This window comes from Streptomyces guryensis (assembly GCF_021261325.1).
GTDB lineage: Bacteria > Actinomycetota > Actinomycetes > Streptomycetales > Streptomycetaceae > Streptomyces > Streptomyces guryensis.
In genome coordinates, this window is sequence record NZ_JAJSBI010000014.1 from 178,078 (window position 1) to 190,453 (window position 12,376).

Consider the following 12,376-nt stretch of genomic DNA (forward strand, 5'->3'; position numbering starts at 1 on the left):
ACGCCTGTCTGGGCCTATCCAACCCCCACCCCTCGGAAAAGCAGGTGCGGCCGCATGAACGAGACGCTCCTTCACGCCCTCCGGACGGAACAGCCCCAGCAGGAGACACCGGAGACATCGGATGAAAACGTCTGGCAAAGCCCTGGCTGGGCAGTGGTGGAAACCGCACTCGCCGGCGACGCCGGCCGCACCGACCTCGTGTACGTCCACCGAAAGGGAGGAACATGAGCCCCAGACGTCTGCGGACGGCGCTGACGACAGTCGTCCTCGTCGCCGCCGGCCTCGGCACGCTGCCGGCGGCGACACCGCCCCCGTCCGCCGCTCTGGCGTCCGCGCCCGCACACCGCGCCGCTCCCGACTGGTCCGTGGCCGTCGTCGACTCCACCGTGGCCCGCTACACCCCGGGCACCATCGGCGGCTGGTCCTACCCCGTCGGCCTCTACCTCTACGGCCAGTACCTCACGTACAAGCGCACTCACGACGCCCGCTACCTGACGTACATCAAGAACTACGTCGACCGGTTCGTGAAGAGTGACGGCTCCATCGACCAGTCCTTCAACAGCCTGGACAGCATGCAGGCCGGCCGGCTGCTGGTGATCCTGCACCACGAGACGGGTCAGGACCGCTACCGCCGGGCCGCGAAGAAGATCCTCGACCGACTCGCCACCTACCCGCGCACCGCCGACGGCGGCTTCTGGCATGCGGACTCCGCCGCCCGCGCCCACCAACTCTGGTCGGACGGCGCCTACATGGTGAACCCGTTCCTCGTCGAGTACGGCAAGGAGTTCGGCGACACGGGGTACACCGACGACGAGGCGGCCAGGCAGCTCTATGTCTACGGCAGCCATCTGCAGGTGGCGAACGGTCTGCTCAGGCACGCCTACGACGAGTCGAGGAGCGCGAGCTGGGCCGACCCGCAGACCGGCCTCGCCCCCGAACACTGGTGCCGTGCGGTCGGCTGGTACTCCATGGCGATCGTCAACGTGCTGGACGCGATCCCAGCGGACCATCCGCGGCGGGCCCAACTCCTCGGCATCTTCGGGAAGTTGGCGGCCGGCCTGGAGAAGTACCAGGATCCGGCGACCGGTCGCTGGTTCCAGGTGATCGACAAGGGCGGCCGGAGTGACAACTGGACCGAGACGTCCTGCTCCAGCATGTTCACCTACGCCCTGTCCCGCGGCGCTCAGCAGCACTACCTCGACCCGCACTACGCAGACGTCGCCCGCCGGGGCTACCAGGGCGTGCTCGCCAGGCTCTCGACCGGCCCTGACGGCCGTACCGACCTCGCCGACATCTCCGTCGGCACCAACGTCGGCGACTACGCGTACTACGCCGCCCGCACCCGCGCCACCAACGACTTCCACGGGCTGGGCGCCTTCCTGATCATGAATAAGCAACTGCGAGGTGATTAGTGTCATGAGCACATCCAGAAGGGTTGTGCTGGGCGCGGCTCTGGGGAGCGCCGCCGGGGCTGCGGTCGGCCTGTCGACCACCGCCGCCCACGCCGCCTCCTGGCAGCAGAAGTGGGCCCCCTCCGCGAGCGGCGACGGCCTCGGGGCCTTCGAGACCGTCGAGGACGACCGCGCGAACTCGCATCCCGCCGGTCATCCGCACATCTTCGCCACCGGCGACAACTGGCGCTTCACCATGCACACGGTCGACCGCGACACCTCGACCGACCGCCAGCGCCAGGAGGTCACCGGCCTGCGCACCAGCGGCAGCAGCTATCTCAAGTGGACGCAGGGCCAGACCTGGCGGCTCACGTACTCGATGTACATCCCGAGCTCGCTGAAGGCCACGACCACCTTCACCCACATCATGCAGATGAAGCAGCCGGGCAACGGCACCTCGCCCATCGTCGTGCAGTCCCTGCGGCGGGTGAACGGCAGGCAGACCATCGAGCTGAAGCTCGCCGTCGACGACATCCTCGTCGGCCGCACCGACCTGGACCCCCTGCACGACCGATGGACCGACGTCGACTTCCAGATCAAGGTCGGCAACGGCTCGGCGGGCTCGGTCCGCTGGATCCTCAAGTCCGGCGGCTCGACCGTGATCGACGCGTCGAAGGCCGGGGTCGACACCTTCCTCGCCGACCGGGTGCGCCCGAAATGGGGTATCTACCGCTCCCTCGGCGACACCTCCGGGTCACTGCAGGACACGTACCTGCTGCTCACCGATCTCCGCGGCTATCAACTCGTCTGAGAGGCCGTCACATGAGACCCCCCACCACGCGGCGGACAGAAGCGGCGGCGATCGTGTTCTTCGTCATCGCCGTCGTCCTCGGACTCGCCCACCCCGCCGCGCTCGCGGCCCCGCACCACACCGCACGCACCGCCACCGTCTACGACGTCCGTGACTACGGCGCCGAGGCGGACGGCTCCACCAACGACACCCCGGCCATCAACAAGGCCATCACGGCGGCCAGTTCGGCCGACGGCGGCGGCATCGTCCGCTTCCCCGCCGGCGCCTACACATCCAAGAACACCATCCACATGAAGAGCCATGTGACGCTCCAGCTCGACAAGGGCGCCACGATCCAGGGCTCCGGTGCCGACACCTACGACAAGGCCGAGTCCAACCCGTACGACGCCTACCAGGACTACGGGCACAGCCACTTCCGCGACGCGATGATCTATGGCGACCGGCTGACCGACATCGGGTTCGTGGGCGAGGGCGTCATCGACGGCATGGGCGACATGATCACCGGCAACCCGAAGCCCGGTGAGGCCGACAAGATCATCTCGCTCACGCGCTGCGACGGACTCCGCATCGGTGACGGACTCACCCTGCGCCGCGGCGGCCACTTCGCCGCGCTGATCAACGGCTGCAAGAACGTCACCTCGGACCGGCTGACCATCGACACCGCGAGCGACCGCGACGGCTGGAACATCATCTCCACGACGAACGTCACCGTGACGAACGCCGACATCAGGGCCAACGACGACGCACTCGTCTTCAAGAGCGACTACGCCCTCGGCGCCAAGCTCCCCAACGGCCACGTCCGCGTCAACGACTCCACTCTGTCGGCCCGGTGCTGCAACGCCCTGATGTTCGGCTCCGAGACCTGCGGAGACTTCTCCGACTACCAATTCGAGAAGATCCGCATCGAGGGCGCGGACAAGTCCGGCCTCGGCATGGTGTCGATGGACGGCGCGAAGATCTCGGACGTGCACTACCGCGACATCACGATGACCAACGTCCACTCGCCGATCATGCAGAAGATCGGCACCCGGAAGCGATGCGGCGACCATCCCGGCGTCGGATCGATCAGCGACATCACGTACGACAACATCACGGCGACCGGCGACAGCCCGTCCTTCAGCCCGACGCTGTGGGGCGAGACCGGCCACCGGATCAACGGCGTCACCTTCAACAACGTCCACATCACCGTGCCCGGCGGCAACGGCACCATGTCCACCTCGGTGCCGGCCAACGACCCCGGCGACTACAACCCGAAGGCCATCGGCACCCGACCGGCCTACGGCTGGTACCTGCACAACGCCGACAACGTCCATTTCACCGACAGCTCGGTCAGGTTCGCCGCCGACGACGGCCGCCCCGCGGTCATCGCGAACGCGGCGAGCGGCATCCGCTTCACCGACTTCACCGCGGGGCGGGGCTCCCACTCGCCGTACGACCTGGGCTTCCAGGACGTGGACGGTTACTGCGCGACCGGCGTGACACTGCGGATCTCCATCAGTGGATCCACCGAGAACTGCGCGAGCACCGTACGGCCCCTCGACCTGGAGAACCCCCGCCAGGACTTCCTGCGCAACTCCGTCGGCGGTCTCTTCCTGCACTGGGGCCTGCGCACCGCGCCCGCCCACACCAGCTGCGCCGCCTGGGAGAACGACGTCACGAGCGGCGGCTGGACACCGGACTACTGGGTGAACGAGGCGAAGAAACTGCACACCCAGTACCTCGTCCTCGCCACCTTCCACAGCCGCCTCGGCTACGCCCGCCCCTGGCCCTCCAGGATCCCGGGCTCCTGCTCCACCAAGAGGGACTTCCTCGGCGAGCTGATCACCGCCGCCAAGGCCAAGGGCATGAAAGTCATCCTCTACATGACCGACGATCCCCAGTGGCACGACGAGGGCGGCCACGAGTGGCTCGACTCGGCGGCCTACTCCGCCTACAAGGGCAAGAACGTCGACCTGACCACCCGCGACGGTTTCGGGCAGTTCAGCTACGACAACTTCTTCGAGGTCATGGACCGCTACCCCGACCTCGGCGGCTTCTGGATCGACAACGACAACGCCTACTGGGAGAGCCACGACCTCTACCGGCAGATCTACCAGAAGCGCCCGAACTACACGCTCAGCAACAACAACGAAGACACGCCGATCATGGACATGATCAGCAATGAGCAGAAGACGGGGATGACGCCCGCCTACGACTACCCCCAGGCGCTCTACACCGCCCAACCCCGCCTGACCGAGGCCGACTTCAAACTGCCCTCGACCGGCGCCTGGTGGTACGACGGCTCCGACCCCGCCGTCGACAAGAAGCTCACCCTGGGCCGGCTGATCACCAACGCGGGCTCTTCGGTCAAGGCTCTGATGGCCGAGACCGCACAGGTCAACGGCAGGTTCCCGGCCAACCAGGCTGCCTTCAACAACTTCGCCGCCTCCTACCTCGACCCCGTCTGGGAGTCCCTGCACGGCACCGAGGGCGGCGGCTACATGTACGGCGGCCTCAAGCCCGGCTTCTGGAACGACGGCGCGCACGGCGTGACGACCATCGCCAAGGACGACCCGAACCGGCAGTACCTCCACGTCCTGACCCCGCCGAGCACGTCCGCCCTGCGCATCCGTGACAACGGCTACCGCATCGCCTCCGTCACCAACCTCCGTACCGGCAAAGCGGTTTCGTGGTCGCAGTCGGGCGGCGTGCTGACGCTGACCGGCCTCGGGGACTGGGACCCGTACGACACCGTCTTCAAGGTCACCACCGCCGGCCGTCAGGGCATCCTCGCCGGCGTCAAGGTGATAGCGAGCGCCTCCGCGAGCGGACATACCGGGGCGGCCGCCGGCGATGGCGACTTCCTCACCTACTGGGACAACAACAGGACCTTGCCGGTCAGCCTCACCTTCGACCTCGGCTCCGCGAAGAAGGTCCAGTACATCGGCCTCAACCAGCGTGAGGACTCCGTCGCCTACGCCCGCTCGGACACCGAGCAGTCGGCGCGGATCAAGGACTACAAGGTGTACCTGAGCAACGACGGCACGAGCTGGGGGAGCGCGGTCAAGACCGGTCAGCTCCCAAGTCGCCGCGGCATCCAGGGCATCGACCTCACCGCGGCCGACGCCCGCTATGTCCGCCTGGAGGTCGACACCACCTGGGCCGCCTCCACCGACACCACCCGCTACCAGCGGCTGCGCATCGACGAGGCGTGGATCGGCACCTCGTACGCCACACCGGCGGCCTTCACCCCCAGGTCGGACAACGGGCAGTCCCTGCGCCCCGCCATGGGCTGGAGCAGCTGGAGTTTCGTGCGCCGCTCACCGACCGAGGCGAAGATCAAGGCACAGGCGGACGCGCTGGTGTCGAGCGGCCTGAAGGACCACGGCTTCGTGTACGTCAACCTCGACGACTTCTGGCAGAAGTGCGACTCCGAGGGCTTCGCCGTCGACAACTACGGCCGCTGGGCCGTCGACCCGGCCAAGTTCCCGGACGGCATCAAGGCACTCGCCGACTACATCCACTCCAAGGGCCTGAAGTTCGGCTTCTACGTGACCCCCGGCATCGCGAAGAACGCCGTCACCCGCAACACGCCGATCGAGGGGACCTCGTACCACGCGAAGGACATCGCGGACACCTCGAAGACCGAGAAGAACTACAACTGCAAGAACATGTACTACATCGACTACTCCAAGCCGGGTGCGCAGGAGTTCGTGAACTCCTGGGCCAGGCAGTTCGCCTCATGGGGAGTCGACTACCTGAAGATCGACGGCGTGGGCGGCCAGGACGTCCCGGACGTGCGGGCCTGGGACAAGGCGCTGCGGGCGAGCGGACGGCCCATCAACTTCGCGCTGTCCAACAACCTTCCGATCGCCGACGCCGCCACCTGGCGGGGGCTCGCCAACAGCTGGCGCACCCAGGGCGACGTCGAGTGCTACTGCGGCCCGGGCTCCAACGGCAGCGGCTATCCGCTCACCGACTGGGCCCATGTCTCCGCCCGCTTCAACACCGCCGCCTCCTGGCAGCCGTACGCCGGCCCCGGCGGCTGGAACGACCTGGACTCCCTGGAGGTCGGCAACGGCGACCCGGCAGGTCTCACCGCCGACCAGCGCCGCTCCCACTTCACCCTGTGGGCGATGGCGGCCTCGCCGCTGCTGCTCGGCACCGATCTCACCCACCTCGACCCCGTCGACGAGGCGATGCTGACCAACGACCGGCTGATCGGTGTCGACCAGGACGGGGTGGCCGCGAAACGGGTTGTGAACAGTGGTGTCAGGCAGGTCTGGAGCAAACGCGAGAACAGCGGCGACTACGTGGTGGCGCTGTTCAACACCGGTACGTCCGGCAACTCCACGGTCACCGTGAACTGGTCGCAGGTCGGCTTCACCGGCTCCGGCGACGTCACCGACCTGTGGTCCGGTGCGCACAAGGGCACGGTCGCCGACACGTACAGCGCGACCCTGCGCCCGGGAGAGACACGGCTGATCAGGGTCAGGCCCGTCGACTCCCTCAAGGTCTTCGCCCCCTACACGGGCTGAGGGGAACACCCATGAAGATGAAGAGAGTTCTGCCGTACGGCGTCGCCGCGGCCCTCGCGCTGCCCCTCGCGGGGCTGAGCCAGGGCACCGCGATCGCCGCCACCGACTACCAGGCCGAGGACGCGGTCGTCTCGCAGGGCACGGTGGCCACCAACCACACCGGGTACACGGGCACCGGCTTCGTCGACTACACCAACGTCAAGGGTTCCTCCGTGGAGTTCACGGTGAGCGCGGTTTCCGCGGGCACCGCCTCGGTCGCCCTGCGATACGCCAACGGGACCGCCACCGACCGCCCGATGGACCTCTCCGTGGACGGGACGGTGATCGCCTCCGCGGTCTCCTTCCCGGCCACCGCCGACTGGAACACCTGGGCCACCAAGGCCCTCGACGTCCCGCTGACCGCGGGCACCCACAAGATCCGCGCCACCGCGACCACGGCCAACGGCGGCCCCAACCTCGACCGCATCACCATCGGCGCGGCGACCGACACCCAGGCCCCGACCCGTCCCGGGCAACCCGGCTGCTCGGACATCGGCGAGAACGGCCTCACCCTCTCCTGGGGCGCCTCGACCGACAACGTGGGCGTCACGGCGTACGACATCTACGAGCACGGCAACAAGATCAGTGAAGCACCGGGCAGTTCGAGCAGCAGGACGCTCACGGGACTCACCCCCGACACCACCTACAACCTCACCGTCATCGCCCGCGACGGGGCCGGCAACACCTCCGCCGCCAGCCCGGTCGTCGACTGCACCACCAAACCCAGCTCCGACACCACCCCGCCGACGAGACCGGGCACCCTCTCCGCCTCCGACGTCACCGCGAACAGCGCCCGACTGGCCTGGGGCGCCTCGACCGACAACAAGGCGGTCGTCGCGTACGACGTGCGCAGCGACACCACGGTCTACAAGACGGTCACCAGCGGTACCTCGACCACGCTGACCGGGCTCGCCTGCAACAGTCCGTACGCGCTGGACGTCGTCGCCCGCGACGCGGCCGGCAACACCTCCGCGCCGGGCAACACCGTCACCTTCACGACCAGGGCCTGCACGACCGACGGCGGCGTCCCGAGCTCCGTCGCCACGCTGTCGACGGGCTGGACGATCCCCTGGGGCACCCACTGGATGCCCGACGGGCAGAGCGCACTGGTCACCGAGCGGGACGACTTCCGCGTCTGGAAGGTCACGAAGGACGGCATGAGGACCCCGGTCGGCACGGTGCCCGACGCGGTCACCACCAACGGCGAGGGCGGCCTCCTGGGCGTCGCCGTGGACCCCGGGTGGGAGAGCAACCACTACGTCTACTTCATGCACACCGCGGACGAGGGCAACCGCGTGGTCCGCATGACCTACGACGGCACCGCGCTCAGCGACTACAAGGTGCTGCTCCAGGGCATCAAGAAGAACCGCTACCACAACGGCGGCCGCCTCGCCTTCGGCCCCGACGGCTATCTGTACGTGTCCACCGGCGAGGCCCAGACGCCCGACCTGGCGCAGGACAAGAACTCCCTCAACGGCAAGATCCTGCGCATGACGACGGACGGGAAGCCGGCCCCCGGCAACCCGTTCGGCAACTACGTCTACAGCCTCGGCCACCGCAATCCCCAGGGCCTTGCCTTCGACCGCAACGGCCGCCTGTGGGAAGCGGAGTTCGGCAACAGTGCCAAGGACGAACTCAACCTCATCAAGCCGGGCGCCAACTACGGCTGGCCGATCTGCGAGGGCAGCTGCGGCACATCCGGGATGACCAACCCGAAGGCCACCTGGAACGTCGCGGAGGCCTCGCCGAGCGGTATCGCGATCGTCCGCAACGTCGTCTACATGGCGTCCCTGCGCGGTGAGCGGCTGTGGCGGATCCCGATCAACGGGGACAACGAGAGCGTCGGCACACCCACCGCGTACTACGTGGGCACGTACGGCCGTCTGCGGACCGTGACCAAGGTCCCGGGCGCCGACCAGCTGTGGCTGTCGACCACCAACTGCGACAACAACGGAAACCAGCCGGACGGATCGGACAAACTCTTCCGAATCAACATCAGTTGATGGAGTGTCAGAACGAGATCAGGCCCGGTAGAGCGCCTCGACCTCGTTGGCGTAGGCGTTCTCGATGGCCTTGCGCTTCAGCTTCAGGGACGGGGTCAGCAGACCGTGTTCCTCGGTGAACGGCTGGGCCAGTATCCGGAAGGTGCGGATCGACTCGGCCTGTGAGACGAGGGTGTTGGCGGCTACGACCGAGCGCCGCACCTCCGTCTCCAGGTCGGCGTCCCGCACCAGCTGGGCCGGGGACATCCGCGGTTTGCCGCGCATGGTCAGCCAGTGCTCGACGGCCTCCTGGTCGAGGGTGACCAGGGCGGCGATGTACGGGCGGTCGTTGCCGACGACGATGCACTGGTTGACCAGCGGATGGTCGCGGACGCGCTCCTCCAGCAGAGCGGGGGAGACGCTCTTGCCGCCGGAGGTCACCAGGATCTCCTTCTTGCGGCCGGTGATGGTGAGGAAGCCGTCCTCGTCGAGGGCGCCCAGGTCGCCGGTGGCGAGCCAGCCGTCGTGCAGGGTCTCGTCGGTGGCCTTCTGGTTGTTGAGATAGCCCTGGAAGACGTTCGGGCCGTGCAGCCAGATCTCGCCGTCGTCCGCGATGTGCACGGTGACGCCCGGGATGGGCTGGCCGACGGTGCCGTAGCGAGTGCGCTCGGGCGGGTTGGCGGTCGCGGCCGCCGTCGACTCCGTGAGGCCGTAGCCCTCGTAGATCTGCACTCCCGCGCCCGCGAAGAACAGGCCGAGCCGGCGGTCCATCGCGGAGCCGCCCGAGATGGCGTTGCGGATGCGGCCGCCCATCGCGGCCCGCAGCTTGGAGTAGACGAGCTTGTCGAACAACTGGTGCTGCACACGCAGGCCCGCCGACGGGCCGGGTCCGATGCCCCAGGCCTTCGCCTCGACGGCGTCCGCGTACTTCACGGCGATCTCGACGGCCTTCTCGAACGGCCCGGCCTTGCCGTCCTTCTCGGCCTTGCGGCGCGAGGCGTTGAAGACCTTCTCGAAGATGTACGGCACCGCGAGGATGAACGTCGGCTTGAACGCCTGCAGGTCGGGCAGCAGGGTGGCGGCGTTCATCTGAGGCTGGTGGCCGAAGCGGATCCCGTGGCGGATCCCGGTGACCTCCACCATCCGCCCGAAGACGTGCGCGAGCGGCAGGAACAGCAGTGTCGCCGCCTCGTCGCCCTTCTTGGAGTGGAATACCGGCTCCATGTGCTGGGCGACCGTGTCCGCCTCGTACATGAAGCTGGCGTGCGTGATGACACAGCCCTTCGGACGGCCGGTGGTGCCCGAGGTGTAGATGATCGTCGCGACCGAGTCGGGGGTGACCGCCTGGCGGTGCCGGTGAACCACCTCGTCGTCGATGTACGCACCCGCGTCGTACAGCTCCTGCACGGCTCCGATGTCGAGCTGCCACAGCTGGTGCAGCTGCGGCAGCCGGTCGATCACGCTGGCGATCGTCATCGCGTGGTCCTCGTGCTCCACGATCGCCGCCGAGCACTCGGCGTCGTAGAGCATCCAGAAACACTGCTCCGCCGAGGACGTGGGGTAGATCGGCACCACCTGGGCGCCGATCGTCCACAACGCGAAGTCGAACAGCGTCCACTCGTAGCGGGTACGGGACATGATCGCGACGCGGTCGCCGAAGCGAATGCCCCGGGCCAGCAGCCCCTTGGCGAGGGCCAGCACCTCGTCCCGGAACTCCGCCGCCGTCACATCACGCCACTGCCCCTGGTCGTCCTTGCGGCCGAGGCTGATGTGCAGCGGGTCTTCCTGGGCACGCTCGAAGACGACGTCGGCCAGGCCGCCCACCGGCGGCGACAACGTCAACGGAGGGTTGGTGAACTCGCGCAAACCCCGCTCCCCGCTCCTCAACGCCCGATTTAGTGCTACTCCGCAGGGCGTGAAAGCTACCCCAGACGGCGACAGGGCGGGAGGGGGGCCGAATCCGAGCAGTGCTCAGGTACACCCTGGTCACGGCCGGAAAATGCGCTCACATCCGGAAGGGTCGGACAGAAAACTGACGGTTGAGTAAGTTTCGGTCCCGTAATCTCCACCGAATCTGTACGACCTGGCAACCGGCCCGGAGGGGGGTCAGCGGCCGTGTCCGAGAGGTGCCGTCCCCTCCTCTGTCAGCGTCGGAGCGGAGGATTCCGTTACTTCCGTCCGGGTTGGGCGCACGGTCCTGACCAGGACGATCACCAGCCCTCCGGCGACCGTCGCGGTCAGCCCCGCCGCCACCGCCGCCGTGTTGAGCCCCGACGCGAACGCCGACCGCAGCGCATGCTCCGAGAAGCCGCCGCGCAGGGCTCCGGCCGCGCCTCCCGCCAACGCGTGGGCCGCGTCGCGCGGCAGCGTGTCTTGCATGCGCGACGTCAGCACCGTGCCGTAAACGGCGATGCCGAGGGCCAGACCGAGCTGCCGGAAGGTGTTGACCGCGCCGCCCGCCATCCCGGACCGCTGCGGCGGTACGGCCGCCAGCGCCGCGCCCGCGATGCCCGGCGCCACCAGCCCCGTACCGACACCGACCAGCACCATCCCCGGCGCCAGCACGGACGCCGTCGACCCCGCGTCCAGCACCGTCATGCAGAACTGCCCCGAGCCGACCAGCAGCAGTCCGCCGCCGACCGTGATCCGCGCCGGCACCCCGTGCAGCAGCCGCCCGCCGGCCGCCGCCACCACGAACGCCGCCAGCGACATCCACAGGAACACCGCACCGCCGCCCACCGGGCTCATCCCGAGCAGCGACTGCATCCATATCGAGTCGTACGCCATGAGACCGAACGCCCCCGCGTTGAAGGCGAGCGCGCCCACCATCACCACGGAGAACGCGGGCTTGAGGAACAGCCGCGGATCCAGCAGCGGGTCGGCACCGCGCCGCTCCACCACGACGAAGCAGACCAGCGCCGCGACCGCCGCGGCGAACGTCACGAGGGTGCCGGTCTCGCCCCAGCCGTGCTCCCCGGCCCGCACCGCCCCGTACGTCAGGCCGCCCGCGAAGGCCGCGAAGGTCACCGTGCCCGCCCAGTCGACGCGCCGTTCGCGCGAGCCGTGCGACTCCGGGACGACCTTCAGCGTCAGCCACACCGCGGCCACACTCACCGGCAGATTGACGTAGAAGATCCACCGCCAGCCCGGCCCGTCCGTCAGCACCCCGCCGAGCACCGGCCCCACCGCTGCCGCAGCCCCGCTGACCGCGCCCCACACACCGAGCGCCACCGACCGCCGCTTGCCCTGGTAGACGGAGGCCAGCAGCGGCAGCGTGGTCGCCAGCATCGCGGCCCCGCCGAGCCCCTGCAGCGCGCGCGAGGCGATCAGCATCGCCGGTCCGCCCGCCAGCCCGCACAGCAGCGAGGCGGTCGCGAACACCACGACACCCACGACGTGCACCCGCCGCCGGCCCAGGACGTCGGCCGCGGCTCCCGTCCCCAGCAGCAGTGCGGCCAGCGCCAGCGCGTATCCGTCCATCACCCACTGCAGATCGCTCAGCGACGCGTGCAGCGAAGCCGCCATGTCCGGCAGCGCGACCACCGCGATGGTCACGTCCAGCAACAACATGAACGTGCTCAGGCACACGGCCGTGAGCGGCCCCCATATACGCATGTCCTCAACTCCTTGTGCGAT

The 12,376-nt window shown here is 68.5% G+C and carries 7 protein-coding genes; 5 read left to right on the forward strand and 2 right to left on the reverse strand.

Annotated features, from left to right (window positions below):
* Window positions 1-54: 54 nt before the first annotated feature.
* The 5 genes from LJ657_RS26960 to LJ657_RS26980 are packed head-to-tail and all read left to right on the forward strand — an operon-like array spanning window position 55 to window position 8,761.
* Complete coding sequence (locus tag LJ657_RS26960; RefSeq protein WP_232651335.1) at window positions 55-228, forward strand: hypothetical protein; 174 nt, start codon at window positions 55-57, stop codon at window positions 226-228.
* Window positions 225-1,412, forward strand: coding sequence for a glycoside hydrolase family 88/105 protein (locus tag LJ657_RS26965; RefSeq protein ID WP_232651336.1), 1,188 nt, complete (start codon window positions 225-227; stop codon window positions 1,410-1,412). Before LJ657_RS26960 ends, LJ657_RS26965 begins: the two co-directional genes overlap by 4 nt.
* A 4-nt stretch (window positions 1,413-1,416) precedes the next feature.
* Window positions 1,417-2,202: a heparin lyase I family protein gene (locus LJ657_RS26970; protein WP_232651337.1), complete on the forward strand. Its 786-nt coding sequence runs from the start codon at window positions 1,417-1,419 to the stop codon at window positions 2,200-2,202.
* Between the two features lie 11 nt (window positions 2,203-2,213).
* A complete protein-coding gene (locus LJ657_RS26975; RefSeq protein WP_232651338.1) occupies window positions 2,214-6,719 on the forward strand; it encodes a glycosyl hydrolase family 28 protein in 4,506 nt (1,501 codons plus the stop codon).
* Between the two features lie 11 nt (window positions 6,720-6,730).
* Complete coding sequence (locus LJ657_RS26980; protein WP_232651339.1) at window positions 6,731-8,761, forward strand: PQQ-dependent sugar dehydrogenase; 2,031 nt, start codon at window positions 6,731-6,733, stop codon at window positions 8,759-8,761.
* An 18-nt stretch (window positions 8,762-8,779) separates the two neighbouring features.
* On the opposite strand, the gene LJ657_RS26985 is transcribed toward LJ657_RS26980, so the two are convergent.
* Together LJ657_RS26985 and LJ657_RS26990 are read right to left on the reverse strand one after the other, a co-directional pair.
* The gene (locus LJ657_RS26985) at window positions 8,780-10,606 is read right to left on the reverse strand and encodes an AMP-dependent synthetase/ligase (RefSeq protein WP_232651340.1); all 1,827 of its coding nucleotides are present in this window, start codon (window positions 10,604-10,606) and stop codon (window positions 8,780-8,782) included.
* Window positions 10,607-10,846: 240 nt separating this feature from the next.
* Complete coding sequence (locus tag LJ657_RS26990) at window positions 10,847-12,355, reverse strand: MFS transporter (protein ID WP_232651341.1); 1,509 nt, start codon at window positions 12,353-12,355, stop codon at window positions 10,847-10,849.
* Between the last annotated feature and the right edge of the window lie 21 nt (window positions 12,356-12,376).

What these genes read in the sequence shown, in the direction of transcription:
- LJ657_RS26960 (WP_232651335.1), top strand. Translation starts at nt 55, where the DNA reads ATGAACGAGACGCTCCTTCACGCCCTCCGGACGGAACAGCCCCAGCAG.
- LJ657_RS26965 (WP_232651336.1), top strand. Translation starts at nt 225, where the DNA reads ATGAGCCCCAGACGTCTGCGGACGGCGCTGACGACAGTCGTCCTCGTC.
- LJ657_RS26970 (WP_232651337.1), top strand. Translation starts at nt 1,417, where the DNA reads ATGAGCACATCCAGAAGGGTTGTGCTGGGCGCGGCTCTGGGGAGCGCC.
- LJ657_RS26975 (WP_232651338.1), top strand. Translation starts at nt 2,214, where the DNA reads ATGAGACCCCCCACCACGCGGCGGACAGAAGCGGCGGCGATCGTGTTC.
- LJ657_RS26980 (WP_232651339.1), top strand. Translation starts at nt 6,731, where the DNA reads ATGAAGATGAAGAGAGTTCTGCCGTACGGCGTCGCCGCGGCCCTCGCG.
- LJ657_RS26990 (WP_232651341.1), bottom strand. Translation starts at nt 12,355, where the DNA reads ATGCGTATATGGGGGCCGCTCACGGCCGTGTGCCTGAGCACGTTCATG.